Consider the following 26,501-nt stretch of genomic DNA (forward strand, 5'->3'; position numbering starts at 1 on the left):
GCCGAGTCCACTTCGGCCCGGAACGGCGGCGCAGGCCGAAGCGGCGCGCGTCGCGTGGTAGAATCAACGTCTTGCCCACGTCGTTCGTCGAGCACTTCTTTCCCATGCTCCCACCATGACTATTTGCTGTCCGCGCGGATGAAGTCCACGAACGCGCGAAGCGCCGCGGGCATGTGGCGGCGGCTCGGGTAATAAAGAAAGGGGCCCGAGAAACGCGACCACCAGCGCTCCAGGACCGGCTTCAGGGCGCCGCTCTCGAGGTGCGGGTGCAGCCAGTCCTCGAACCAGTAGATGAGACCGGTGCCCGCGATCGCCGCGTCCACGAGGAGGTCCGTCGCGCTCCCGAGGCTGCCGACGAGCGGGCCGGTCGGGTCGACCTTCACGACCTCGCCGTCGCGCTCGAACTCCCACGGGCACAGCGCGCCGGTCGGGAAGCGGCCGCGCAGGCACGCGTGATCGAGGAGCTTGCGCGGATGGGTCGGGCGCCCGCGCCGCTCGAGGTAGGCGCCGGACGCCGCGAGCGCCAGGCGCTGCTCGCGCTGGCCGATCGGGACCGCGATCATGTCTTTCTCGAGCGTCTCTTCGTAACGAATGCCTGCGTCGCAGCCCGCGGCGAGGATGTCGACGAGCGTGTCGTCCGCCGTCACCTCGACGCGGATATCGGGATATGCGGCGAGGAACGGCGGCAAGATCCGCGGGAGCACGAGCCGCGCGGCGACGACGGGGACGTTCAACCGGAGCGTGCCGGCCGGCTTTTCGCTCGAGCTCTTCACGACGTCGAGCGCCGCTGCGATCTCGGCGAGCGCAGGACCGAGCCGCTCGAGGAGACGCGCGCCGGCCTCGGTCGGCGCGACGCTGCGGGTCGTCCGATGAAGAAGCCGAACGCCGAGCTCGCCCTCCAGCCGGCGCACCGCCTCGCTCGCGCTCGACGCGCTCGTGCGGCCCGTGCGGCTCGCCTCGCGGAAGCCGCCGGCGCGCGCCACCGCGGCGAAGACTCGGACGTCGTCGAGATCCACTGCCATTGTTCGCCTTTCCGTACAGGCCGTGCTGATTTGAGGCCCTTATCATACACCCCGTCGTGGCCTACCGTCGACAGCCATGACGAATCTAGCCAAGGTCGGGACGTTCAAGATGGGCAGTCGCACGGTGAAGCGCTTCGGGTACGGAGCCATGCAGCTCGCCGGGCCGGGCGTGTTCGGACCGCCGAGAGACCGCGATGCCGCGCTCGCCGTGCTGCGCGAGGCGGTGAAGAGCGGCGTCGATCACATCGACACGAGCGACGTGTACGGGCCGCACGTCACGAATCAGATCATCCGCGAGGCGCTGCACCCGTACCCGAGGGATCTGGTGATCGCCACGAAGGTCGGCGCAAGACGCGGCCCACAGGGCTCCTGGGAGCCGGCGTTCGCCGCCGAGGACATCACGAGCTCGGTCCACGACAACCTCCGGAACCTCGGCGTCGACGCGCTCGACGTCGTGAACCTGCGCGTCCTGTTCGACGCGCAGGGACCCGCGGAAGGCTCGATCGAGGCGCCGCTCTCCGCGCTCATGAAGCTGCAGCGCGAGGGCAAGGTCCGCCACATCGGTCTCAGCAACGTGACCGCGAAGCAGGTGGAAGAAGGGCGCGCGATGACCGAGATCGTGTGCGTGCAGAACCTGTACAACCTCGCGCACCGGCAGGACGACGCGCTGATCGACAGCCTCGCCGCGGCGGGCATCGCGTACGTGCCGTTCTTCCCGCTCGGCGGCTTCTCGCCGCTCCAGTCCTCGACGCTGTCCGACGTCGCGCGTCGGCTCGGCGCGACGCCGATGCAGGTCGCGCTCGCGTGGCTCCTGCGGCGCTCGCCGAATATCCTCCTCATCCCCGGGACGTCGAGCGTCGAGCACCTGCGCGAGAACCTCGCGGCGGCAGATCTCGAGCTGTCCGACAATGCGATGAAGGCGCTCGACCGTATCTAGGGCGGGGTGCAGCTTCATTTGTCGGCTCGAAGCTGCTGAGGGGAGCGTCGCCGATTCCTATCCGAGCGGGCCGATCCCCCGGTTCAACCTCCGCCCGATTCCAGCGAGACTCGAACTGAAAAATCGACATCGGCCCGTGCCCAGAGTGGCTTCCCCACGTTCTTCCCAGGGCGAAGGGGCCGGCGACAACGGCGGGCCGCTTCCGGGGCGCCGCGCCGCATGGCCGGCCGGCTCCCCTCCATCCACACGTTGCGAGCTGCAGGGCTGGACCATGCGCACTACTTATCTCATCGCGTCAATTTTCCTTGCGACCGCGCTCCTCGCGGCCGGCTGCAAAACGGGGACATGCGCGGATGCCGTCGAGCACGCGGAGGCCTGCGGGGTCGACGGCCTCGAGTTCGAGGACGACCTCACCGGCTGCTCCGAACACGAGGCGTGTCGCGCGTCGTGCGTGCTCGACGCGCCCTGCGACGAGATCAAGGCGTCTTTCGCCGGCGGCACGGACCGGAGCACGGAGGCCTGGCGCTGCTACGAGCAGTGCCCCATCTCTGATTGACACCCCTTCCACCGGGCGGCTGATGCCGGTCACCAGCCGGATTTCTCGTCCTCGCCCAGCACGCCGCCGATCAGGCCGGCCGCGCCGCCCACGGCCGCGCCGCCGGCGCCCCCGAGGAGGCCTCCGGCGAGCGCCCCCTTGGCCGCCCCTCCGGCGAGCTCGTCCTCCGGCGAGGACTCCTTCGCTTCTCCCTCCGCCGCCGGGCCCGCCTGCTTCTGCTGGCTCGTCGCTTGTGTCGGCTGATTCTTCTGCTGCTTTTTCATGATGAGCCTCGAAGCAATCCGCGTACCAGCAGCGACGGCGGGCCGCCGGAGCGGGGTGGTCTCCGTCCGGCCTGGTTCGATCCATGCACCGAATTCGTGATCTCGAGGAGCGACCGCACGAGCGGGTCCTTGTCGTCCATGGCGCGCCACACCGAGCGGCCAAGGACGACGACGTCGAGGTCCCGAACCCGCTTGAACACCACTCCGGCAAGGAGCGTCGACGCGGCGCTCTCGGGAAACAAGCTGAGACCTTCGCCGCTCGCCACGAGCATGAGGATCACATCGCTGCTGGCCTCCTCGTGGGCGAGCTCGAGCCGATGATCATGCGCCCGGAAGGCGGCGATGATGTCGTCCTGGAGGCGCGGGCCCTCCTTGCGCGGAGGCCAGAGAAAGCGCTCCTGCTTCAGGTCCGCGACCCTCAGCGTGCGCCGCGCCGCGAGGCGATGGCTCTTCGACATCACGACGCCGACGCGCTCGCGGTACAGCACGCGAAAGCGGAAGAGCGGGTCGTCTTCCGGCGAATGATAGCCGTACCCGACCGAGATCTTGCCGTCGCGCAGCGCGGCGACCTGCTCCTCGCTCGGCAGCGGCCGAAGGCGTACCTCGACGCGCGGGTGACGCGCGCGGAACGTCTGCACGATCCCCGGCAGCAGGAGGGCGTCGGCCAGGGCGCCGTCGAATCCGACCACGATCGTCCCGATACGGCCTTGCGCCGTCGCGCGGGCGTCCTCGACCGCGAGCGCGGCGCGAGCGAGGGTCGCGCGCGCGCCTTCGAGGAAGCTCCGGCCGGCGGCGGACAGCTTCACCCCGCGTCCAGAGGGCACGAAGAGCTCGACGCCGATCTCCTCTTCGAGCTGCGCGATTTGCCGGCTCAAGGGCGACTGCGAGACGTGAAGCTGCTCGGCCGCCCTTCCGAAGTGCTCCGCTTCCGCGACGGCGACGAAGTACCGCAGGTGACGTAGCTCCATGTTTCAGACCTATAGGGTCTGAAACCGTTGCGATCAATGTCCTGGTGGCCTTGAACGCGACGGCGCAGGCTGTTCAACATGCTGCGACACGAGAGAGGCCCGGCGGCTCACCCCGAGGGGAACCCGATGATGCAAGGTCGCCCCGCCGGCGCGGCGCTCGTCGCCGGGGCCGTGATCTTCTTCCTCGCCGAGCTCATCGCCGCCGCGGCGTGGACGGATCCTCCCTACAGCTACACGCATCACTACATCAGCAACCTGGGAGTCCGTGGCCCCCTCGAGGCGCTTGGCCAGTTCATGAACTCGCCGCTCGCCTGGGTCATGAACACCGGGTTCTTCCTCTTCGGGATCATGTTCTTCATCGGTGTCGCCGCGCTCGAGGGCCTGCGGAGCTGGCGCCGCTGGGCAGCGCTCATCCTGGGAGCTCTCGTGGCGCTGGGCGGCGTCTTGCTGGCGTTCAACCCCGGTTCCGGAGAGCCGCCCGACGGCGCAATCGACTATCACGGCCTGGGCGCCTTCGCGTCCATCGTCGGAGGCAACGTGCTCGTGATCTTCCTTGGACGCCAGCGCCAACAGATCGGAGTCACTCCGAAGGCCGGGAGGGCCATGGTCGCCCTCGGCGTGTTCGGGCTCGCCTCGATGGTGGCCTTCCTCGCGGTCGCCAGCTCGGGGGCCAATGTCCTCATCGGCCTCGTCGAGCGCTGCGCCGTCTATCCCATCCTGGTCGGCTTCCTCTGTGCGGGGACGTCGATCCGGAATCGCAGGATCTGTGGAAGGGCGAGCTCTACCTGACCGACATCCTCGCGCAGGCCGCGAAGGCCGGCGGCGCCGCGGTGGTCGGCGTGCTCACCGCGCTCCTGCCGACGGCTGGGGTGAGGCCAGCAGGATGCAGCCTCACTCGGGCTCCTCGGCGCGTGGCCGAGCAGGCACGATCAGCACGTCGCTGGCGACCTCACGCAGCACGTCTCCAGCGACCGTTCCGAGGAAGGCGTGAGCGACCCCGGAATAGCCGCGGGTGCCGAGCACCAGGAGGTCGCTGTCTGCCTTCTTGACTGCCTTCTCGATCACGCGCCGCGCGGAGCCGCATCGAACATGCATCTTCCAGGGCGGCGCCTCCGCTGGCCGCACCTTCGCCCGCGCAAGCGAGGCAGCGAGCAGCTTCACGAGCTGCTGTGTAGCTGTTTGCTCGAGCTCGCTGCTCCATGCCTCCGCGTCCTCCTCCGAGAGGCTGCGGTAGATGGCTCCGCGATAGGGAGTGTCGAACGCATGGATCGCCATGACACGCGGCGGCGGGGTCGGAATCAGCCGGAGCATCAGAGCGAGCACATCCGCGGATCCTTGCTCGAGATCGAGGGCGACCGCGGGCCGGCTGTACGCCGCGCGAGGAGCCAGCCGGACCGCCAGGACCGGGAGCTGCCCGCGGCGGATGACACGCTCCGCGGTCGAGCCGAGAAAGATGTCCCGGAGCGCGCGGCCGCCGCCGCGACCCATGACGATGAGCTCGGCCGCCGTCGAGGTCGCGCAGCCTGCGATCTCCGCGGCCGGGGTGCCGACCTTCACCACCGGCTCGACGTCGACGCCCTTGGGCAGCGCTCTTGCGAGATGCCGCGCTTCGTTCACGAGTGATTTTCTGGCATCCTGCTCGGCGCGTTCCTGGGCCCTGGCGGGGAGGTTGCCGGGAACGACGTGAAGCAGCGTGACGCGAGCTCCATCGGCCAGAGGCAGAAGTGCAACTCGGCCGAGGACGCGGTCCGCAATGGCCGTCAGATCGACGGGGACGAGCAGCGAATGGAAGCGCCCGGCCTCGTCCATCTCGGGCTGACCGTTGCCTGCCCCCGGCTTCTTCAAACTCTCGTTCATCGTGTGGCCTCCTCTCTATGAAGCAGGTCCCTTCTCGGAGAACGCCCTCCACCGCGCCTGGAACAGCCGATCTAGGCGCGACGGCCGCCTCGGGCGAACGCGGCCAGGCCCCTGGCGAGCGCCCTCGTCACGAGCGCCGCGGCGAGGCCAAGCATCCCGAGATCGGCGAGGCCGTGGTTCCGCAGCGCGACCGCCCCGACGATGCAATCGCCCGCGAGCAGGACCACGAGCGAAAGGCCGAGGTGAAAGCGGCGCGCGTCGTCGTGCGGCCACCCGGGCTCGGCCCTGGCTCCTCCGAACGCCCGGATCCCGGCGGCGATCCCCAGGAGAAACACCGCATAACCGGCGCCGAGCAGCGCCTCCGGCGCGACGCTCACGGGAGCTCGCCCTGCATCGCGCCCGAGGGCGCTGCCCTCCCGGCGCTGTCAGGCGGCGCCTCGATCTCGGTGAAGAGGTTGACCGGGGCTTCCGGTCCCGCGAGCTGCGGGACGCGATGGCGGACGCCGCGGTAGGCGAGGAGCAGGAGCGGCAGGGTGCCGCCGAGGATGAAGAGCACATCGCCCGGCAGGCGCATCCACTCCATGAGGCGGTTCGTGGGGTTCGTCAGGTACTGGAGCTCTCGAGCCTCGAAGTACCCGTAGCTCACCGCGTGGTGGAGCTGCATGAGCCCGAGCGGGAACAGCGTGGCAAAGACCATCCACGCGAGCCCGACGTTCAGCGACCAGAAGCTGATCTTGGCCGCCCTGTCGGACCACTGCGCGGCGGGCATCAGGTAGCGCAGCGCGAAGAGCGCGAGCCCGGCGGCGAGCATGCCATAGACGCCCATCATCGACGCGTGCCCGTGGTTGGCCGTCAGCGCGGTGCCGATCTCGTAATAGGACACGATCGGCAGGTTGATCAGGAACCCGAAGATCCCGGCCCCCAGGAAGTTCCAGAACCCCACGGCCACCAGGAACATGATCGCCCAGCGATGCGGGAAGGGCTTCGTCGACTGTTCGCCTTGCACGATCCCCAGGCGGAGGAAGGTCCACGCCTCCACCGTGAGGAAGGTCAACGGGATCACCTCCGCGGCCGAGAAGAAGGCGCCGAGCGCCATGTGCTCCACGGGCGTGCCGGAGAAGTACAGATGGTGCATGGTGCCGATCACCCCGCCCGCCGAATAGAGGATGACCTCCAGGTAGATGAGCCGCAGCGCGATCGCCTCGGCCACCACCCCGAGCAGGACGAAGAGATAGGCCACCATGAGCGTGGTGAACAGCTCGAGGAAGTCCTCCACCCAGAGGTGCACCACCCAGAAGCGCCAGAAGTCGGTGCTCGTGAAGTTTGCCCGCGGGTGCGCGAGGAGGCCCACGGCGTAGAAGGCCGGGATGGCCAGCGCGGCGAAGAAGAAGAGCCAGGGCATGTTGCCCCGGTGCTCGACGGCGAGCCGACCCCGGAGCACGCGGAAGAGCAGCGCCACCCAGGAGAACAGGCCGAGCGTCAGGAGCACCTGCCAGAAGCGGCCCAGATCGAGGTACTCGAACCCTTCGAGCGCGAACCAGATGCTGTCCGACGCGCCGTGGATGGCGAGGAGCTCGCCGAGGAGGCTTCCCGCGACGACGATGACGAGCGCCCCGAGCAGACCATAGGCGAGCCAGCTCTGGCCTCTCGGCTCGCGCCCGCTGATCATGGGCGCGATGAAGATGCCCGCGCCGAGATAGGAGACCGCGACCCAGAAGATGGCGAGCTGCAGGTGCCACGTGCGCACCAGGTTGAAGGGGAAGGCGCCGGCCAGGTTGATGCCGAAGAAGCTGGACAGCTCGGCGCGATAATGCTGCGTGGCGCCTCCGAGGACGGACTGGAGGGCGAACAGCAATGCCATGACCAGGAAGAACCACGCCGTCGCGCGCTGGGCTGGGGTCAAGGCGACCTCGCCCGGCTGGCGAAAGCTGAGCCGGTGCCCTTCCCGCCCGTGCCAACCGAGGAAGCGCCATCGCCCGAAGACCGCGAAGAGCAAGCCGATCCCGCCGAGGAGCGCGATGAGCGAGAGCACGCTCCATACCACCACTTCGCCCGTGGGCTGGTTCCGGACGAGCGGCTCTGGAGGCCAGTTGTTGGTGTACGAGTAGGCCTCTCCGGGTCGCTCCGCCGCGGCGGTCCAGGCCGTCCAGGCGAAGAACGAGGTGAGCTGCGAGAGCTCGCGCGCGTCCGAGAAGAGGCCGGAGCGCAGGCCGTGCTTGCCGCTGGGCTGGGCGAAGAAGCTGCGATAGTGATCCTTCAGCAGCTCGAAGGCCTCTGCCTGGGCGTCGGTGAAGACCAGCGTCCCTGTCGCAGGATCATAGCGGTTTCGACGAAAATCGCCGACGGTGCGCGCGAGCGCCTCCGCCGAGCCCGCGCCGCCGTGGCGAGAGGCGGCGTGGGAGGCGGCCCGACGGAGGTAATCGGCGGTGAAATCCGGGCCGAGGTAGGCGCCGTGGCCGAAGACGGATCCGTATTCCATGAGCCCGTTGCGCAGGAACAGCTCCTGACCCGTGAGCACGTCGTCGCCCGTGAACAGAATGCGGCCCGCAGGGTCGACCACCCGGACGGGGATGGGTGGCTGTGCCGCGTAGGTGCGGTAGGCGAGCAGGCCGAGCACGAAGAACCCGAGCAGGAAGACGAGGGCCGTCGCCTGGACCCAGCCGCGCGAGATGAGGAGCTTTCGCCGTTTGGATGAGGACGCCATGGGAATGCCGGGAGCAAGCCGAGAGGGGCCTACCCGTTACCCGAGATGACGACCGAGGAGGCTGCGTTGCGCGGCGCTCGTGCCGGGTACGATGATCCGGACGAGGAAGCGGGGGTCGGGTGCACGGGGACCCGCAGGGCCGGGCCGGCTAGACGAGACAGCGAAGAAGTGGGACCTGGTAGGTCCTCACGGACTCGTCCACCAGGCCGGCGCCGAATTGCTCACGCTGAGCTGCAGGTTCCTGACCTGGAAGGACCAGTCGGTCCCTGGATTGGTGAACGCGTGCGCGATGAACCAGCTGGACTGGTCCGCGACCAGCAGCCTGCTCCAGCCGCGCGGCACGATGGTGGGCCCGCCGCCGAAAACAGGGCCGGACGGCTCGGGCTGGGAGTTGTCGAGGAAGACAGTGTCTCCCCCGCCCCTGATGAGGAGCGTGGCGCCAAAGACAGCCCCCGTCCTCCGGATCGCGTAGCCGACCGAGCGGCATTGCGCCGTGGAAGGTGCCGGGCAGGGGGCCTGCTTGACGAACACCTTCACGGAATAGACCGCATACGGATCGAGCGTCGTCTGGCTCGAAGCGGCCGGGCAGGCGGTCTTGTTTTCGGGGTCGCCGATGCCAAGAAAGTGCTCGATGGCGACTCCAAATACGTGCCCGTCGCTGCCGTTCTGGTAACCCGCGGGAGCCGTGCCCCCGAGCCCGTTGTTACAGGGCACCTTCCCCAGGATGATTCCGTTCCCGTAGGCATGTGGCCTCTTGGTGGGGCCGTCCATCACGAAGGGGGCATACCCGTGGTACGGCGTCGTGGTGCCGGGGACGACATAAGGCAGCAGCGCCCTGGGCGCGATGGCGATGTGCGCACCGGGATTCTGGACAAAGAAGTTCCCCGTGTACAGCTCCAGCTCCATGACGTGGTAAACCATCGTCGCGGAAGGGTCCAGCGTGTCGATGCTGCCGCGCACCGCTACGCCGTTCGCCAGCTGCTCGAACGCGTTGGAGATCAGCCTCGTCCCCGAGCCCAGGGGAGCGCCCTGTGCGTTGTGGCAGTCGGGCGTGTCGGTCACACACACCCTGAAGGCATCGCTCGGGAACCCGGAGAACGTGAACTCGTTTTTCCCGGGGAAGGTGATTGTCCCGGCGTTGATCACCTCGCAGGCGCCGGAGCCATCGCACTCCGCGGCGCACTCGTTCGCCGGGTCCGTGTTCGCGGCGTAGCTCGTGCAGGATCCGATGGATCCGCTCACGTTGCACGCCTGGCAGGTTCCGCCGCAGGCCGTGTCGCAGCAGTAGCCGTCGACGCAATTCCCGCTCTGGCACTGCGCGGCGGTCGCGCAGGCCGTCCCGTTGGCCGCAAGACAGGCGCCCTCGTCGACAGCCATGTCGCAGTCGTTGTCGAGCCCATCGCAGATCTCGGTCATGGGCGGCGTCTCCTGTACGCACTGCAGCGCGCCGCCGTCGCAGGTCAGCCACCCGAACCCGCACTCGCCAGGATGGCCCGTGTCGCACGGGTCGCCACCCTCCGGGTTGCCCTCGTCCGCGACGCTGTTGCAATTGTCGTCGAGCCCGTTGCACAGCTCCGGGGCGCCCGGGTTGATGGATGGGTCGAAGTCGTCGCAATCGGCGTCGTTCGCGGCGTACCCCGGCGTTACCGGGTCCGTGCACGACTCCGTCACGGGTGACCACGGGTCGCCGTATCCATCCATGTCGCTGTCAAAGTAGCGGATCCGTGTCCACGCGTACGCGGACGCGGGCGTCGGGTGCCGGACGGCGTCGGCGCCGCCGCTGCCGAGCTGCGCATTGCTGTTGGAGCCCCAGGTCCACGCCTGGCAGACCGAGGAAAGCGCCGCGGCGTGGTAGGCGCCCGCGGCGATGGCCCGGACGCCGTTCACGCTCGACACCGCGTAGGGGCTGGTTCGGTTGGTGGAGCTCGCGTCCCCGTCGCCGATCTGTCCCTGCGTGTCCTGGCCCCAGCTCCAGACGGCGTCGCTCGCCCCCATCGCCATCGAAAAGTACCCGCCTGCGGCGATCACCTGGACATTGCTCAGACCCGGCACGATCTGCGGCAAGGGTTGCGACGTGGTGCTGCCGAGCCCGAGCTGACCCTGCCCATTGTATCCCCACGCCTTGACCGTCCCATTCGAGAGCAGCGCCAGCGAGTGCCCCCCGCCGGCGGCGACCGCGGCGGCCGTGCCGCCGAGAGCGACCTGGTAGGGCGTCGTCCGGTTCGTGGTCCCGGAGGTGCCGTTCCCGATCTGCCCATAGTTGTTGCGCCCCCAGGACCACACGGAGCCGCCCGTGCTCACGGCCAGCGAGTGCTGCCAGCCCGCGGAGATCGCCGCGGCGCCCCCGGGGAGGATCACGCTCGTCGGCGTCACCTGGTTGATCCCGCTCGACCCGTTGCCGATCTGCCCGTAGGAGCTGGCGCCCCAGACCCAGATCACGCCGCTCGTGTCGAGCGCCATCGAGTGCGACGCGCCCGCGGAGATGGCCTTGATCGGGGGCAGCCCCGGGACCTGCACCGGCGTCGCCTGGGGCACGCTGCTGGCGCTGCCCGTCCCGATCTGACCGTAGCTGTTCTGGCCCCAGGCCCACACGGAGCCCGAGGCGTCGAGCGCCAGCGAGTGGTAACCGCCGGCGGAGATCGCCGTGATCGCGGGCAATCCCGGGACCTGGACGGGCGATCCCTGAGGCGCGCTGCCGGAGCCGCCGGTGCCGATCTGGCCATAGGTATTGTTACCCCAGGCCCAGACGGCGCCACGAACGAGGAGCATGGTGTGGTTCGAGCCGGCCGCCACGTCCTCGCTGGTTCCGGCCGCCTGGATGGGTGAGACAGCCATGGCGATACCACGGCCTGGGAGCCGCTCGGCAAGCCCGTCGGCGGTCTTTTCGCTCGGGAGGTCGGCCATCCTCTCGGGAATGGCGTGGGGCCGCTCAGGGGTCTCCGCGCCGGGTCGCGTCTCGGCTGGCGTGCCCACCTCCTCGTCGCTGCCTTCATCGAAGGCGCTGCCCGCACCGGAGCAGCCGACAGCCGGGAGCGTGGCGGCGCCCGCCAGGAGCCCGATACCTATGTAGATCCGGAACGGGATTTTTTGTTTTATGCGATACATTTCGGCGCATAGGTACATCGGCCCTGGTGGAGACGCATACATTTCATCGAAGAAGGGTGTTGCTACTGCAACGATCTGAGCGGGTGTACAGGTGTTTCGCTCAGGGCGCTGTGAGTCGAGGGTTGCCCTGCCGATTCCGTAGAGCCACGGACGACCGGTGCGCGCGATAGCGCACGCCTACCGTGAGGATCCATGAACCGAATTCGTGATCTCGAGGAGCGACCGCACGAGCGGGTCCTTGTCGTCCATGGCGGAATGATAGCCGTACCCGACTGAGATCTTGCCATCGCGCAGCGCGGCGACCTGCTCCTCGCTCGGCAGCGGCCGAGGGCGCACCTCGACGCGCGGATGACGCGCGCGGAACGTCTGCACGATCTCCGGCAGCAGGAGGGTGTCGGCCAGGGCGCCGTCGAATCCGACCACGACCGTCCCGATACGGCCTTGCGCCGTCGCGCGGGCGTCCTCGACCGCGAGCGCGGCGCGAGCCAGGGTCGCGCGCGCACCTTCGAGGAAACTCCGGCCGGCGGCGGACAGCTTCCCCTCGCGTCCCGAGGGCACGAAGAGCTCGACGCCGCGCCGCTGGGCAGCGCTCGTCCTGGGAGCCCTCGTGGCGCTTGGCGGCGTCTTGCTGGCGTTCAACCCCGGTTCCGGAGAGCCGCCCGACGGCGCAGTCGACTATCACGGCCTGGGCGCCTTCGCGTCCATCGTCGGAGGCAACGTGCTCGTGATCCTTCTTGGGCGCCAGCGCCAACAAATCGGAGTCACTCCGAAAGCCGGGAGGGTTATGGTCGTCCTCGGCGTGTTCGGGCTCGCCTCGATGGTGGCCTTCCTCTCGGTCGCCAGCTCGGGGGCCAACGTCCTCATCGGCCTCGTCGAACGCTGCGCCGTCTATCCCATCCTTGTCGGCTTCATCTGTGCGGGGGCGTCGATCTGGAATCGCCGGACGTGTGCACGCTCGAGCGGCGAGGACGAGCCTTCCCGACCACCGATGCTGAAGCAGCAGCCTGCCTGCAGCCTGCAGCCTGCAGCCTGCAGCCTGCATCATCAAAACGCGCGCCAAGCCCGGAGCGAGTGACGAGCTGTTCCAGCTAGCCACGGTCGGAATGGAGAAATCGGGGACGGTGCCGGCGACGAGCGGAGAGCTCGGGGAAGCGCCGCAGCATGTAACGAAGCATCAGGTGGATGCGCGCGCGAAGTAGGTGCCGTGCTCGAGGTCGGCGAGCAGCCCCGCCTTCTCGGGCTTCCAGCCGAACCGCGCCTGCGTGAGCGCGCTCGACGCGGGGGTGTCGAGCGCGAAGAACCCGCCGAGCCAGCCGAAGTGCTCCTTGGGGACCGATTCGACCGGCACGCCGAGCTTGCGGCCGATCACACCGGCGATGTCGCGGGTCGGGATGCCCTCGTCGCCGATCGCGTGGAGTCGCGCGCCGGCCGGCGCCTTCTCGAGCGCGAGGACGAACAGCCGCGCAGCGTCGAGCCGATGCACCGCGGGCCACCGGTTCTCGCCGCCACCGACGTACCCGGAGCGCCCGGTCTTGCGCGCGATCTCGATCAGCATCGGGACGAACCCGTGGTCGCCGTCATCGTGGACCGAGGGCGGCAGCCGCAGCGAGGACACGCGCACGCCGCGGCTCGCGAACGAGAGGGCGAGCTGCTCGGAGGCGGCCCGCAGGCCGCCGGCCGACGCGTCGGGCGCCTCGTCCTCGCTGGCGACGCGGCCCGGCGCGAAGCGCGCGATGCCGGAGGCGATGACGAGCGGGCGCCCGGAGCCGGCGAGCGCGCCGCCGAGCGCCTCGATCGCGCCGCGGTCCTTCTCGCAGTTACCGGCGTAGTCGGTGAAGTCGTCGTGCGAGAACGCGCAGTGGATCACCCCGTCGCACGCGGCGGCGCCGCGGCGCAGGCTATCGAGATCCGTGAGCGAGCCGCGGTGCACGTCGACGCCGGCGGCGGCGAGCCTCTCGGCGGACGCGTCCGAGCGCGCGAGACCGAGCGCGCGGTGGCCGGCGCGGGCGAGCTCGGGGACGATGGAAGATCCGATGAAGCCGCTGGCTCCCGTGAGGAAGATGCGCATAGGAAACCTCTCCTTGGTTCGCGATCCACCATGGCACCGCCGCGGCAACCGCGAAATACACGGCCGTCTCCAGTTCTTGCCCGATCGTCTACGCGGGGCTAGGCTGCCACCGTGATCCCCGGGAGCGGCGAGCTGAAGAACCTCATCTCGCGCTGGTGCCCCAGCGACGGCGTGCACGCCTCGCCGGTGCCCGGGATTTCTTGCATCAAAGTCTCGCGCCCGCAGCAACGCGCGAAGCGGCACTGGCGCGCGTCGTTCTGCATCGTCGTCCAGGGCACGAAGGAGATCCTGCTCGAGCGGCAGGTCTTTCGCGAGCGGGAGCCGCACTACATCGTCAGCCCCATCGACCTGCCTGTGACGAGCCGGGTGATGGGCGTGTCGCCGGCGCAGCCGCTCCTGGGCCTGAAGATGGACTTCGACGCGGCCCTGCTGCGCGAGGTCGCGGCGCAGCTCGACGGCGCGCGGCCGGAAGGCCTCGAGAACCCGGGGCGCGCGATCTTCATCGGCAAGGCGAGCGACCGCATGCTCGACGCCGCGGTCCGGCTGGGCGAGCTGCTCGCGACGCCCGACGACGCGGCCGTGCTCGCGCCGCTCGTGAGGAAGGAGCTGACCTTTCACCTGCTGAAAGGCCCCGACGGCCCGGCGATCCGGCAGCTCGTGCGCGCGGGCAGCCAGGCGCACCGCATCGCCGAGGCGGTCTATCACCTGCAGGCGTCGCTCGACGAGGACGTCGACATCGCCGCGCTCGCGCGCGCCGCAGGGATGAGCCGGGCGGCGTTCTTCAAGCGGTTCAAGGAGGCCACCGCCATGAGCCCGCTGCAGTACCAGAAGCGCCTGCGCCTGCTCGAGGCGCGCCGCCTGATGGTCGAAGAGGGCGCGGGCGCCGAGGTCTCGGCGTTCCAGGTCGGCTACACGAGCGCCTCGCAGTTCAGCCGCGAGTATTCGCGCATGTTCGGCAACTCGCCGCTGCGCGATGCCCGCGCGCTGAAGCAGAAGGCCGCGGTCGTCCAGGACATGTAGTCCGGCCGCTTCCATCGACGTCCTTCGTTCCCGCTCCCATATCCCGCCCCCGTGGCCGCCTCGATCTGAAAGATCGAGCTCGCCAAGAAACCGTTCGGCGCCTTCGCCGTAGGACTGGGCACCGCTCGACATGAGCGGGGCGGTGCGCCGATCGCCGAAGCATGCAGCCGTATCCGGACATGGGCTCGCCCGTGGACGCCGCACGACGGCCTCAATGCGCGGATGGCGCGTCGCGGACAGCGCAATACATCAGAAGATGGAGAGGCAGCTATGAGAAAATCAGTTGGCGCCCTGTTGTTCGTATCCCTCGCGTCGGCCTGTTTGAGCGCCTGCGGGGGTGAACCCGAGAGCCCCGCGGACGGCCAGAGCGCCGTCGGATTCGTGTTCGTGGGGACGAACCATAACAACACGCACGACGCCGGCGAACCTGCCAACCAGGTCGCCGTGTACCGCAGGTTCGCCGATGGATCGCTCGAGCTCGCCGATCACGTCGACACCGGCGGCCAGGGGTCCGGGCCCTCGGCGCGCTTCGCCGGCGACGGTCTCGGCTCGTCCCATTCGATGGTGCTCAGCCAGGACCGGGCATTCCTCCTCGTCACGAACGCCGGCAGCGACACGCTCTCCGTGCTCCGCGTCGGAAAGGACACCCTCGAGGTCACCGACGTCCAGCCCACCAGCGATGGTGCCGGGCCGGGCTTCCCGAACAGCGTGACCCAGCACGGCGATCTCGTCTATGCGCTGAACGGCGCCGGCGAGGGGAGCGTCACCGGCTTCCGCCTGAGCGACAAGGGGAAGCTCACGCCGATCCCGGGCTCGACCCGGCTGCTCTCCGCGAACCAGGCCAGCCCGCCGGACACGCTGTTCAACCCGGCGCAGGCGTCCTTCACGCCGGACGGGAGGCAGCTCGTCGTCACGATCAAGGACGGGCCCGCAGCGGGCCTGATCGGCGGCGTGACCCCGACCGGCCCGAGCCGGGTGCTCGTGTTCGACGTGCTCGATGACGGCCAGCTCGCGCAGACGTTCACGCAGACCGAGCTCGACAACGACGGTCCGTTCGGGTTCTCGTTCGACGCGGCCGGGCACCTGCTCACGGCCATGTTCGTGGGCGGCGATGACCTCGCCGGCGCGGCCGGATCGTTTCAGATCGACGCGGACGGCACGCTCACGCCGATCACGCGGAACGCGAAGGTGAGCCAGCTCGATCCGTGCTGGCTCGAGAACAACGGGGAGTTCGCGTTCACCGCGAATTACACCTCGGGCACCCTCTCGAGCTTCCGTATCGGCGACGACGGCAGCCTGACGGTGCTCGACGAGCAAGCCGGCCTCACCGACGAGCGCGCGGGCACCGCCGGCGCGAGCCAGCAGGGCTCGACGCCGCTCGATCTCGGCATCAGCCCCGATGGCAGGTTCCTCTACGACGTCCTGCCGGGCTCCGGCAAGGTGGGCGCCTGGCGGATCGAGGACGACGGCGGCCTCACCAAGATCGGCGAATACGGCGGGCTCCCGAGGACCGTCGACGGCGACAGGGCGCCTGAGGAGCGCTTCGGCCCCGGCGGGAGCCCGGCCGGCATCGGCGTGCTCTGAGCCTCACGGGCCCATTCCACCGCATCCATCCACGCTCAACTCAAGGAATCGAATCATGCATAACGATGCCAAGGACGATCGACGCGCGGTCTACGTGATGACGAACGCGACCCCGAATGCCATCCAGGTGTTCCACCGGGCGGGCGACGGCACGCTCTCCCCGGGGGCATCCTACCCGACGGGCGGGAACGGCCACGCCCCGAACCCTCCGCTCGGCTTCCCGATCCTCGAGTCCCAGAGCGCCCTGGTCCTCAGCCGGGACGGGCGCATGGTCTTTGCCGTCAATGCAGGGAGCGACACGATCTCCTCGTTCGTCGTCCGCCGAGGCGGGGAGCTCCAGCGGGTCGGCCTCGTCTCCTCGAACGGCGCGCGCCCGGTCTCCCTCGCGCTGCACGAGGGCGTGCTCTACGTCGCGAACGCGGACAGCAAGAGCATCCAGGGATATCGGGTCGGCCACACGGGAGAGCTGACGATGCTCGCCGGCGCCTCGCGCTCGCTGAGCGGCTCCGGGTTCGCCACCATCGCGTTCAACCGGACGGGCGATGTCCTTGTGATCGCGAGCCGCGGGGACGGCGAGCCGATGGGGAGCCTCGAGACCGTCACCGTCGACGACCACGGGATGCCGGGGCCGGTCCGCCGGCAGGACGTGGTGAAGGCCGGCCAGGCGCCGTTCGGCTTCACGTTCGATCGGCGTGGCCACGTCATCCTCTCGAACCTGTCGCTGACCGGCGACAGCTCGGTCTCGCGCTACAGCGTCGCCCCCACCGGGGAAATGCGGCTCATCGCGGAGCAGCGCATCTTCACGACCGCGGCGTGCTGGGTGGCGACAGCGACCGCCGGCCCCTCGACGTTCGCGTTCATCACGTCGGCGGGCTCTCGCTCTGTCACCGCCCTCCGCGTCGACAGGAGCGGCAGCCTGACGCCGGTGGGGCCGCTGAGCGCGACGGAGCAGGCGGCGTTCACGAGCGGGCTGGCCCTCGATTGCGCCGTGAGCATGGGCGACGACTTCCTCTACGTGCTGAGCCCTGACGGGTTCAGCGTGCCACCCTTCACAGGCGCGGGCCCGGCCGTCGTCCACGGCTACCGGATCGAGCCGAGCGGCGCGCTGACCTCGCTGGGCCCGCCGGTCGGCCGCTTGCCCCAGGGCGCTACCGGGCTCGCCGCAGTGTAGCCGGGGCGATGCGGCAAACGCATCTCACGGACCACAGGAATCTCAGGAGCCCGGCCGGCGCCCGACCGCGCCGTTCCCGGGCACCTTGGATGAACGCGGGCGTGACCTTCGTCAGCGAGCGGCGGATCGGTGGTCGGCGTGGGTATGGGCGAAGTCCCAGACGAGCTTGCGGAGGGGTTCGGGGGCTTCGATCTGGGGGAGGTGACCGGCGTTGGGCAGCAGCGCGAAGCGGGCGCCGGGGATGGCGGCGGCGTAGGCGCGGCCGTAGTCGGGCGTGCAGATCCCGTCGCTGTCGCCCCAGACCACGAGTGTGGGCAGGGAGATGGCGGCCAGCCGTGGGCGCAGGGTCGGATCGGTCATGGTGCCGCCGTAGGTGCGCAGGGTGGCCCGGTTGGCGGCCATGGCGGCGCGCTGGGCGTCGCTGAGGCTGGCTGGGTCGATGCGGAACGATTCGGGGTTGTGGTAGCTGCGCTCGGCCAGCTCGGCCAGGGTGAGAGAGAAGATGTCGGCGACGGGCTGGCCGGCGACGTCGATGCCGACCGCGTCGACGAGGATGGTGCTGCTGATGCGCTGGCTCTGCAGGAGGGCGAGCTCGGCGGCGATCCAGCCGCCGATGGAGCTGCCGAACACGGTGACGTCGACAAGATCGAGGTCGTCGAGCAAGGCGCGGTAGAGCTGGGCGAGGCCAGCGATGGTGGTCAGCCATTGCGGGCGGTGGGTCCCGTCGAAGCCAGGATGGGTGGGAACGATCACCCGGGCGTGGTTGCGTTCGGCAAGGGTCCTGGCGAAGCCGGCCACGGACTGGGGACCGGCGCCGCCATGCAGGAGCAGGAACGGGTGTCCGGCGCCGTGGGCGTCGACGGTGACATCGAGTTGGCCGTGGCCGGGAAGGGTGAGGTTGTGCGTTGCCATTGGGCTCCCTGGAGGGGTGCGGCGAGCGCGCTCGCCGCAACCGCTTGTGGTAAGGCTCTTGTCGAAGCGGCACGCGCGCGGATCGTCCCGCTGGGGCGCAGCGTGGCGGCTTCGATGACTCGACCCTAGCGCCTTGCTCGACGGCGCACATTGTCCGGACGTGCCAGAAAGGTGGCACGCGACGCCAGGCGCACGGCGTCCTGCGATCTCGCCAGAGGCCGCGCGCTGCCAGCGAGCGAGCCCGCGCGCGGGCCCGGCGCCCTAGGGAACCCGGCGCGCCGGCGCCTTGTCGGGACGCGGCTGTGTCGTGGCGCCTGGCGCCAGCGAAGCGCGGTACTCGGCCGGCGTGCGGCCGCTCCACCGCCGGAACGCCCGGTAAAAGGCGCTGAGCTCGCGGAACCCGACGAGCCACGCGACGTCGGCGATCGATCGCTGCTCGTCGGCGAGGAAGCCCGCCGCCATCTCGTACCGGACCTGATCGAGCACCGACTCGAAGGTTTGGCCCTCGCCCGTGAGCCTGCGCTGGAGCGTGCGCCGGCTCGTCCCCAGCGACTTCGCGACGCGGGCGACGTCGGGCGAGCCGTCGCGCAGGAGGGCGGCGATCGCCTCCCGCGTCCTCGCGCACCAGGTCTCCCTCGTCGCCAGGGCGGCGAGGAGCGCCTCCGCAGAGCGGGAGACGAGCTCCTGGAGCACGGCGTCGTGCTGCGGAAGCGGCTGGTCGAGCACGGCATCATCGAAGATCAGCCGCGGCACCGGCGCGCTCCAGGCGATCGGCGCGGCGAACAGGCGCTGGTGAGGCCGCACGTCGGCCGGGGCCGAGGACGCGAGCTCGACGCGCACCGGAGAGATCGGCGCGCCGGTGAAGGATCGGCCGAGCATCAGCATCGTCGCGCTGCCCAGCTCTGCGAGCTGGCGACGGCCTTCCGGAGCGGCCATGGCCGTCTTCCCCTGGGGCCGGAGCACGATCGACGTGAGGCGCGCCGCGCGATCGCGCTCGAGCTCGAGGCGGACTCCTTCGTTCCAGAGCACGAGGTAGCGAGCGGTCCGCTCGTAGGCGGCGCGAAGCGTGGGGCTCGTGGAAGCAGCATAGGTGACGACCCCGAAGCGGCGCGGGTCCGCCGCCTTCGCAAGGCGAAGCCCGAGATCGTCGACGCGGGTCAGCTCGACGGCGGCCCTCAGGAGCTCGGGGAGCTTCTCGGCAGGGCCGCGGGCGTCAACGCCGTCCAGCGGGACGCCGGCGAGCACCTCGGCGCGGAGGCGGCTCGCTGCGCCGGGGGCGAGCTGGTCGGCGAAAACGAGAATCGACAGGAAGGAGCCGGCAGCAGCGCTGTGGCTCGGCGCCGAGAGTTGTGTGCCGCGCGGAGGCATCGTTCGAGTGGAGGGGCCAAGAGGAGCAAACGCGTTCTCGAGAATCAAGAGATGGCAGGCCGCAGCCGGCGCTCGAGCCCCGCCACGAACCGCAGGCCAGGACACGGCGAGAAGCGCGCTCGACGCGTATCCATCGGATATTCCAGCCCATCATGTGGCCTCCCACCCGCTGGCCGGTGCGGGAACACCGCCCTCCCCGGCGACCCGCCTCGCACGACGCTCGCGCCCCGACGCGAGCCCCGCGAACCCGCGTGCCCCTGTCGGCTGGGGCACGGTATGCTTGTCGCACCATGAAGTACTCTCCCGGCCTGCTCCTCTCGGCGCTTCTCGCTGGCGCCTGCGGAGGTGGCGAGGCACACCCATCGGGTTCGACCATGACCGCAAGCTCCTCTCTGCTCCCCACCGCGGCCAGCGCCGCGCCCGCGCCCGCGTCCGAAGGTCCCAGCCGCCCCGCCTACCCGCCCACCCGCGTCGCCCCGGTGACGGACGCCGTGCATGGGGTCGAGATCACCGACCCGTACCGCTGGCTCGAGGACGGCAGCGCGCCCGAGGTGAAGGAGTGGATGAAGGCCCAGGACGCGTTCACGCGCGCCGAGCTCGCCCGGCTCCCCGAGCGGGACGCGATCGCGTCAAGGCTGAAGCAGCTCTTCTACATCGATGCGGTCTCCGCGCCGCGCCACCGCCGGGGCCGGTACTTCCTGAGCCGGCGGCACGCGACGAAGGAGAAGTCGGTCGTCTACTGGAAGGAAGGAAAGAGCGGCGAGGAGCGCGTGCTGTTCGATCCGAATACCTGGTCCGACGATGGCAGCGTCTCGCTGGGCGGATGGGAGGTGTCGTGGGACGGCAAGAACGTCGCCTACAAGATCCAGCAGAACAACTCGGATGAAGCGACCCTCCATGTGATGGATGTCGCGTCCGGCAAGCGCTCCGACGTGGATGTCATCGAAGGGGGCAAGTACGCGGTTGCGTCGTGGACGCCCTCCGGCGACGGCTTCTACTACGTCTGGCTCCCCACCGACCCGTCCATCCCTGTCGCCGAGCGGCCGGGTTACGCGGAGGTGCGCTTCCACCGGCTCGGCCAGGATCCGAAGCAAGATCGCGTGGTGCGCGGCAGGACGGGCGATCCAAGGACGTTCCTTGGCGCGTCCCTCTCCAAGGATGGCCGCTTCCTGATGCTCACCGTGTCCCACGGGTGGACCTCGGCGGACGTCTACTTCCGCGATCTCCGCAGGCCGGGCGGTCCCGCCGTGGACAAGCCGCTCGCGGTCGGGCGCGACGCCCACTACAGCGTCGAGGTCTACAAGGACCGGTTCTACGTCCACACCGACGAGGGCGCGCCGCATTATCGTGTCTTCGAGGTCGATCCGGACAGGCCGGATCGCGCTGCGTGGAAGGAGATCGTCCCGGAGCGCCCCGACGCCACGCTGGACAGCGTATCCATTGTGGGTGGGCACCTCGCGCTGAGCTACCTCAAGGACGCTTCGAGCCGGGTCGAGGTGCGCACGCTCGACGGCAAGCTGGTCCGCGAGGTCCCGCTGCCGGGCATCGGCACCGTCGGCGGCCCTTCCGGGCTGCCCGACGAGGACGAGGCGTATTTTTCGTTCGAGTCCTACACCTCGCCTCACGAGATCCACGCGACCTCGATCAAGACGGGTCGGACCGAGCTCTATGCGCGCGTCGAGGTGCCCGTCGATCCGTCGCCCTTCAGCGTCGAGCAGACCTTCTTCCCCTCCAAGGACGGCACGAAGATCTCGATGTTCATCGTTCGCCGCAAGGACATGAAGAAGGACGGGAGCTCCCGCGCGCTGCTCTATGGCTACGGGGGGTTCCAGATGTCGCAGACCCCCGCGTTCACCGCCTCGATGTACCCATGGCTCGAGCGGGGCGGCGTGTACGCGGTGGCGAACCTGCGCGGCGGCGGCGAGTACGGGGAGGCGTGGCACCGGGACGGCATGCTGCTCAAGAAGCAGAACGTCTTCGACGACTTCATCGCCGCCGCGGAGCACCTGGTCCACGAGGGGTACACGCGGCCCGAGCGGCTGGCCATCCTTGGCGGCTCGAACGGCGGCCTGCTGGTCGGCGCCGCGCTCACGCAGCGGCCCGACCTGTTCGGGGCCGTCCTCTGCGGCGTCCCCCTGCTCGACATGGTGCGATACCACCTGTTCGGCTCCGGCAAGACGTGGATCAGCGAGTATGGCTCCGCCGACGATCCGGAGCAGTTCAAGGCGCTCTACGCCTACTCCCCCTATCACCACGTCCAGGCGGGGAAGCGGTATCCGCCGGTCCTCCTGATGTCGGCCGACAGCGACGATCGGGTCGATCCCATGCACGCGCGCAAGTTCGCCGCCGCGCTGCAGTCTGCGAGCGCGGGCGGTCCGGTCCTGCTCCGCATCGAGCGGAACGCCGGGCACGGCGGCGCGGATCTCATCAAGTCGGCTGTCGCGAAGGGCGCCGACCAGATCTCGTTCGCGCTGTGGGCCACGAGCGCGCAGGCGCCGGCGAACAGGTAACGAGTCGAGGCGGCGCGCGCCGCCGCGCATGACGGGCGCCGCGCGTGAGGCGCGCGACGCTCGTGCGCCGCAAGACGCATGAGGCGCGCGGCGCGCGGCGCGCGAGAGCCGCGGGACGCGCGCCGCGGGCGGGGCGACGGACAGGCTTGCGGCTCCGCGCCGCGACGGCTAACAACGCGCCGCTGTGCGAACGCTTCACCCCGTAGCCGGGGCCTCGCGCCGCGGGCCTTTGATCTCGCGCCCCCTCGCGGCCGCCGTCTCGGCGCTCGCGGAGGGCCCGCGCGCGCCGCTCGCGGACCTCGCCGATCCTGCGGCGGTCCTGGCCGGGCTCATGGACCTGCACGGGAGCGTCTCGCTCGCGCGCGAGCTCTCGCTCCTCGACCGCCACGCCGCGCCTCCGCGGGCGTCCGAGGGCGCGCGCGCCGAGGTCCGGGCGCTCGCCGCCGATCGCCTCGGCGAGCTCGCGGAGGCGCTCGACCAGGTGTTCGCCGCCCCGTTCCACCGGCGGAACAAGCTCCCCGACGCGGCGGCGGTGCACGCGACGCTGGAGCAGACCGGGGTGTTGCCTGCCCGCGCGGCCCGCGACCGCGGGGGGCGCCCGCTCGCGTCCGCGGCAGGGCAGCTCTGGGAGCCGTTCGGAGAGCTCGTGGGTCGCGTCCTCGGCCGCATCCGGCTCGAGACGCGCGCGCTGCGCGAGGAGCTCGCGCCTTCGCTGCGGGCGCTCGGCCCGGACGCGGCGCGGCTCGAGCGGCTCGACGCCGCGATCTCCTCCGCCACCCAGAAGCGGCGCGAGCGCGCGCTCGCCGAGCTCGTCCCCGGGCTCTCGCGCGCCTTCGCGCGGGCCTTCCGCGCGGCCGTGGGCGCGCTGCCGGAGGGGGCCGGGCTCGAGGACGTCGCGGGCTGGTTCGGGCAGGAGCAGTGGCTCCTGCGGGAGCTCCAGCGCATGGAGCTCGTGGTCCAGGCGGTGCTCGCGCACGAGGCGGGCCGGCTCCTCTCGCTGGTCGACGGGGCGGCGGCGGCGGGCGCGCCCGCGTAGCTCGCGGGGAGCTTCACGATGCGGCTCGCGACGGCGCGGCAGTGGACGACGCGGATCCTGGTGCTCCTCACCGGCGGGGTCGGCCTCGCCCTGGTGGGGCGGGCAGCGTTCGTCTACCGCGGGGCGGACCCGCTCGCGTACCGCCTCGTGCAGCTCATCGCGCTGGGGCTCGCGCTGGGCACGCTGGAGCTGTTCGTGCGCGCGGGGCGGGCTGCCCGGATCGAGCGCGAGCTCGGCGCGCTGCCGCGGCCGGCGACGCGGGCGGCGATCGAGCAGAGCGGCGCGCCGCTGCGATCGATGCTCGAGGCGCGGATCGCCGGCGCTGCGCTGCCCCCGGCGAGCGCCGCGTTCGCGTCGTACCTCGTCGGCCTGCTCGTGATGATCGGGCTGCTCGGCACGTTCCTCGGCCTGTTCGAGACGCTGCGGGGGGCCCGCGAGGCGCTGACGATGAGCGCCGACGTCGACGCGCTGCGGGAGAGCCTGGCCGCGCCCATGCAGGGCCTCTCGCGCGCGTTCGGCACCTCGGCGGCGGGCGTCGCGGCGTCGGGGATGCTCGGGCTCGCCGGCGTGCTCCTGCGCCGGGCCGAGGCGCGGGCCGCGGCGGCGCTCCAGGCCTACGCGTCGGGCCCGCTCGCGGAGCTCACGGTGGCGGGGCGGCAGCTCGCGGCGCTGGAGGCGCTGGCGCGGCAGGGCGAGGCGCTCCCCGCCGCGGCGGCGTCGCTCCGCGAGGCCACGGGCCGCCTCGAGCGCCTCGAGGAGCGGCTGCTCGCGGTCCAGGTGGAGGGCGCGCGCCAGGCCGCCGCGTCGTTCGCGGCGGCCGCGGCCGAGGTCCGCGGCGACATCGCCGCGGGCCTCCGGCAGACCGCCGACGTCGCGGCGAGCGTGATCAGGCCGATCCTGGCGGAGGCGGTGGAGCGCGCCGGCGCGGCCGCGGGCGGCGCGCTGCAGGCGGTCGAGCGGCGCCTCGACGAGGAGGCGCGCGCGAGGCGGGAGGCGGATGTCGCGTCGGCCGCGAGGCTGGAGGGCCAGGCGGAGCGGCTGTCATCGGTGGTGGGGGAGGCGATCGAGCGGCTGGAGCAGGCGCACGCGGCGCGCGCAGCGGAAGCGGCGGAGCGGCAGGCGGGGCTGGACGCGGAGCGTGCGGCGCACCTGACGGCGCTGGGCGAGTCGCTCTCGGGCGCGCTGTCGGAGGCGGCGAGGGCGGCGCAGGCGGCGCCGGAGGCGGCGTCGCGGCTGATCGGGGAGGCGTCGGAGCGGCTGTCGGCGCGCGCGGAGGCGGACGCAGCGCGGGACGCGCGGCTGGACGCGCTGCTGGAGAAGCTGTCGGAAGCGACGGCGGGGATGGCCGGGAGCGCGCGGGAGCAGGCGGAGCGGGTGGCTGCGCTGGCGGAGGCGGCGGAGCGCAGCGGCGCGGAGCGCGAGGCGCGCGCGGAGGCGCGCGTGGCGGCGCTGGGCGAGGCGGCGCGGGCGCAGCTTGCGGAGCAGGCAGCGCGGCTGCTGGCGTTCGAGGAGCGGCTGGACGGAGCGCGGCGGGAGGCGGCCGACGGGCTCGCCGAGCGGCTCAGCGCCCATGCCCGCGGCCTCGGCGAGAGCCTCGCGCAGCTGGAAGGGGGCGTGGCGTCGCGGCTGGAGCGGATGGAAGGGGGCGTGGCGTCGCGTCTGGAGCAGATGGAAGGGGGCGTGGCGTCGCGTCTGGAGCAGATGGAAGAGGGCGCTGCGAAGCGGCTCGCTCGGCTCGACCAGGAGGCCGCCGCGCGCCGGCACGAGCTCGAGACGGCGTCGGCGTCGAGGCTGGAGGATCAGGCGGAGCGGCTGTCGTCGGTGGTGGGGGAGGCGATCGAGCGGCTGGAGCGAGCGCACGCGGCGCGCGCAGCGGAAGCTGCGGAGCGGCAGGCGGGGCTGGACGCGGAGCGCGCGGCGCACCTGACGGCGCTGGGCGAGTCGCTGTCGGGCGCGCTGTCGGAGGCGGCGAGGGCGGCGCAGGCGGCGCCGGAGGCGGCGTCGCGGCTGATCGGGGAAGCGTCGGAGCGGCTGTCGGCGCGTGCGGAGGCGGACGCAGCGCGGGACGCGCGGCTGGACGCGCTGCTGGAGAAGCTGTCGGAAGCGACGGCGGGGATGGCCGGGAGCGCGCGGGAGCAGGCGGAGCGGGTGGCTGCGCTGGCGGAGGCGGCGGAGCGCAGCGGCGCGGAGCGCGAGGCGCGGGCGGAGGCGCGCGTGGCTGCGCTGGGCGAGGCGGCGCGGGCGCAGCTTGCGGAGCAGGCGGCGCGGCTGCTGGCGTTCGAGGAGCGGCTGGACGGAGCGCGGCGGGAGGCGGCCGACGGGCTCGCCGAGCGGCTCAGCGCCCATGCCCGCGGCCTCGGCGAGAGCCTCGCGCAGCTGGAAGGGGGCGTGGCGTCGCGGCTGGAGCGGATGGGAGAGGGCGCCGCGAAGCGGCTCGAGCAGATGGAAGAGGGCGCCGCGAAGCGGCTCGCTCGGCTCGACCAGGAGGCCGCCGCGCGCCGGCACGAGCTCGAGACGGCGTCGGCGTCGAGGCTGGAGGGTCAGGCGGAGCGGCTGTCGTCGGTGGTGGGGGAGGCGATCGAGCGGCTGGAGCGAGCGCACGCGGCGCGCGCAGCGGAAGCTGCGGAGCGGCAGGCGGGGCTGGACGCGGAGCGTGCGGCGCACCTGACGGCGCTGGGCGAGGCGCTCTCGGGCGCGCTGTCGGAGGCGGCGCGGGCGGCGCAGGCGGCGCCGGAGGCGGCATCGCGGCTGATCGGGGAGGCGTCGGAGCGGCTGTCGGCGCGTGCGGAGGCGGACGCAGCGCGGGACGCGCGGCTGGACGCGCTGCTGGAGAAGCTGTCGGAAGCGACGGCGGGGATGGCGGGGAGCGCGCGGGAGCAGGCGGAGCGCGTAGCTGCGCTGGCGGAGGCGGCGGAGCGCAGCGGCGCGGAGCGCGAGGCGCGCGCGGAGGCGCGCGTGGCGGCGCTGGGCGAGGCGGCGCGGGCGCAGCTTGCGGAGCAGGCGGCGCGGCTGCTGGCGTTCGAGGAGCGGCTGGATGGAGCGCGGCGGGAGGCGGCCGATGGGCTCGCCGAGCGGCTCAGCGCCCACGCCCGCGGCCTTGGCGAGAGCCTCGAGGCAACCGCAGCGGTCGTGCGGGAGGCCTCGGAGCTCGTGCGGGCCGGCGGCGCCGAGATGACGGCTGTGGCGGAAATGTTCACCATCGCGGTCGACCGTTACCGCGACGCGAGCGATCGCTGGCTGAACAGCCTGGGGGCGATCGAGGACGCGATCGAGCGCCGGGAGCACGGCGAGGCGACGGACCTCCTCGGCGCCTACCTCGACCAGACCCGTGAGGTCTTCGATCACTCGCTGCAGTTCCAGCGCGAGCTCTTCTCCGAGCTGCGGGCGCTGAGGAGCAAGACGAGCTGATGGGCCGCGCCT

Annotated in this window: 21 protein-coding genes; 10 read left to right on the forward strand and 11 right to left on the reverse strand. The window is 71.2% G+C overall.

The genetic code is table 11. From position 1 onward, the window contains the following. Positions 1 to 119: 119 nt before the first annotated feature. Positions 120 to 1,022 carry a LysR family transcriptional regulator gene (locus WMF29_RS45225; RefSeq protein ID WP_437326238.1) on the reverse strand — a complete coding sequence of 301 codons (903 nt, stop codon included), beginning with the start codon at positions 1,020 to 1,022 and terminating at the stop codon, positions 120 to 122. A 76-nt stretch (positions 1,023 to 1,098) separates the two neighbouring features. Here WMF29_RS45225 and WMF29_RS45230 point away from each other — a divergent pair, with 76 nt between their 5' ends. Beyond that, a complete protein-coding gene (locus WMF29_RS45230) occupies positions 1,099 to 1,959 on the forward strand; it encodes an aldo/keto reductase family oxidoreductase (protein WP_437326239.1) in 861 nt (286 codons plus the stop codon). A gap of 271 nt (positions 1,960 to 2,230) precedes the next feature. After that, entirely contained in the window at positions 2,231 to 2,515 is a 285-nt protein-coding gene (locus WMF29_RS45235) for a hypothetical protein (RefSeq protein ID WP_437326240.1), read from the forward strand. 29 nt (positions 2,516 to 2,544) lie between these two features. On the opposite strand, the gene WMF29_RS45240 is transcribed toward WMF29_RS45235, so the two are convergent. Together WMF29_RS45240 and WMF29_RS45245 are read right to left on the reverse strand one after the other, a co-directional pair. Then, positions 2,545 to 2,778, reverse strand: coding sequence for a hypothetical protein (locus WMF29_RS45240; protein WP_437326241.1), 234 nt, complete (start codon positions 2,776 to 2,778; stop codon positions 2,545 to 2,547). Further along, on the reverse strand, positions 2,775 to 3,746 hold the full coding sequence (locus WMF29_RS45245; protein WP_437326242.1) for a LysR family transcriptional regulator: 972 nt from the start codon (positions 3,744 to 3,746) through the stop codon (positions 2,775 to 2,777). The genes WMF29_RS45240 and WMF29_RS45245 overlap by 4 nt, the downstream gene beginning before the upstream one ends. 126 nt (positions 3,747 to 3,872) lie before the next feature. Here WMF29_RS45245 and WMF29_RS45250 point away from each other — a divergent pair, with 126 nt between their 5' ends. After that, positions 3,873 to 4,535, forward strand: a complete 663-nt coding sequence (locus WMF29_RS45250; protein WP_437326243.1) for a DUF998 domain-containing protein — start codon at positions 3,873 to 3,875, stop codon at positions 4,533 to 4,535. A 102-nt stretch (positions 4,536 to 4,637) separates the two neighbouring features. On the opposite strand, the gene WMF29_RS45255 is transcribed toward WMF29_RS45250, so the two are convergent. The 5 genes from WMF29_RS45255 to WMF29_RS45275 form a co-directional block, all read right to left on the reverse strand. Then, on the reverse strand, positions 4,638 to 5,603 hold the full coding sequence (locus WMF29_RS45255) for a universal stress protein (protein ID WP_437326244.1): 966 nt from the start codon (positions 5,601 to 5,603) through the stop codon (positions 4,638 to 4,640). A gap of 71 nt (positions 5,604 to 5,674) precedes the next feature. After that, positions 5,675 to 5,980 carry a hypothetical protein gene (locus WMF29_RS45260; protein WP_437326245.1) on the reverse strand — a complete coding sequence of 102 codons (306 nt, stop codon included), beginning with the start codon at positions 5,978 to 5,980 and terminating at the stop codon, positions 5,675 to 5,677. Continuing rightward, entirely contained in the window at positions 5,977 to 8,307 is a 2,331-nt protein-coding gene (locus WMF29_RS45265; protein WP_437326246.1) for a nitric-oxide reductase large subunit, read from the reverse strand. Before WMF29_RS45265 ends, WMF29_RS45260 begins: the two co-directional genes overlap by 4 nt. Positions 8,308 to 8,493: 186 nt before the next feature. Then, a complete protein-coding gene (locus WMF29_RS45270; protein ID WP_437326247.1) occupies positions 8,494 to 11,142 on the reverse strand; it encodes a MopE-related protein in 2,649 nt (882 codons plus the stop codon). A 447-nt stretch (positions 11,143 to 11,589) separates the two neighbouring features. After that, entirely contained in the window at positions 11,590 to 11,970 is a 381-nt protein-coding gene (locus WMF29_RS45275; protein ID WP_437326248.1) for a LysR substrate-binding domain-containing protein, read from the reverse strand. Positions 11,971 to 12,019: 49 nt separating this feature from the next. Between WMF29_RS45275 and WMF29_RS45280 the strand changes: the two genes are divergently transcribed. Further along, a complete protein-coding gene (locus tag WMF29_RS45280) occupies positions 12,020 to 12,487 on the forward strand; it encodes a hypothetical protein (protein WP_437326249.1) in 468 nt (155 codons plus the stop codon). 99 nt (positions 12,488 to 12,586) lie between these two features. Here WMF29_RS45280 and WMF29_RS45285 read toward each other — a convergent pair whose 3' ends face one another. Next, positions 12,587 to 13,480, reverse strand: a complete 894-nt coding sequence (locus WMF29_RS45285; protein ID WP_437326250.1) for an SDR family oxidoreductase — start codon at positions 13,478 to 13,480, stop codon at positions 12,587 to 12,589. Positions 13,481 to 13,591: 111 nt separating this feature from the next. Here WMF29_RS45285 and WMF29_RS45290 point away from each other — a divergent pair, with 111 nt between their 5' ends. The 3 genes from WMF29_RS45290 (at position 13,592) to WMF29_RS45300 (ending at position 17,255) form a co-directional block, all read left to right on the forward strand. Further along, a complete protein-coding gene (locus tag WMF29_RS45290; RefSeq protein ID WP_437326251.1) occupies positions 13,592 to 14,500 on the forward strand; it encodes an AraC family transcriptional regulator N-terminal domain-containing protein in 909 nt (302 codons plus the stop codon). Between the two features lie 270 nt (positions 14,501 to 14,770). Next, a complete protein-coding gene (locus tag WMF29_RS45295) occupies positions 14,771 to 16,084 on the forward strand; it encodes a lactonase family protein (RefSeq protein WP_437326252.1) in 1,314 nt (437 codons plus the stop codon). A 55-nt stretch (positions 16,085 to 16,139) separates the two neighbouring features. Then, the gene (locus WMF29_RS45300) at positions 16,140 to 17,255 is read left to right on the forward strand and encodes a lactonase family protein (protein ID WP_437326253.1); all 1,116 of its coding nucleotides are present in this window, start codon (positions 16,140 to 16,142) and stop codon (positions 17,253 to 17,255) included. Between the two features lie 111 nt (positions 17,256 to 17,366). On the opposite strand, the gene WMF29_RS45305 is transcribed toward WMF29_RS45300, so the two are convergent. After that, a complete protein-coding gene (locus tag WMF29_RS45305; RefSeq protein ID WP_437326254.1) occupies positions 17,367 to 18,167 on the reverse strand; it encodes an alpha/beta fold hydrolase in 801 nt (266 codons plus the stop codon). Between the two features lie 261 nt (positions 18,168 to 18,428). Further along, a complete protein-coding gene (locus WMF29_RS45310; RefSeq protein WP_437326255.1) occupies positions 18,429 to 19,535 on the reverse strand; it encodes an AraC family transcriptional regulator ligand-binding domain-containing protein in 1,107 nt (368 codons plus the stop codon). Positions 19,536 to 19,909: 374 nt separating this feature from the next. Between WMF29_RS45310 and WMF29_RS45315 the strand changes: the two genes are divergently transcribed. The 3 genes from WMF29_RS45315 to WMF29_RS45325 all read left to right on the forward strand — a co-directional run bounded on the left by WMF29_RS45315 (position 19,910) and on the right by WMF29_RS45325 (position 26,489). Then, entirely contained in the window at positions 19,910 to 22,045 is a 2,136-nt protein-coding gene (locus WMF29_RS45315; protein ID WP_437326256.1) for a prolyl oligopeptidase family serine peptidase, read from the forward strand. 229 nt (positions 22,046 to 22,274) lie between these two features. Then, a complete protein-coding gene (locus WMF29_RS45320) occupies positions 22,275 to 23,081 on the forward strand; it encodes a hypothetical protein (protein WP_437326257.1) in 807 nt (268 codons plus the stop codon). A gap of 18 nt (positions 23,082 to 23,099) precedes the next feature. Next, positions 23,100 to 26,489, forward strand: coding sequence for a hypothetical protein (locus WMF29_RS45325; protein ID WP_437326258.1), 3,390 nt, complete (start codon positions 23,100 to 23,102; stop codon positions 26,487 to 26,489). The last annotated feature ends 12 nt before the right edge of the window (positions 26,490 to 26,501 follow it).

The sequence above is a fragment of the Sorangium sp. So ce381 genome, assembly GCF_051473845.1.
In the GTDB taxonomy this organism is placed as follows: domain Bacteria; phylum Myxococcota_A; class Polyangia; order Polyangiales; family Polyangiaceae; genus Sorangium; species Sorangium atrum.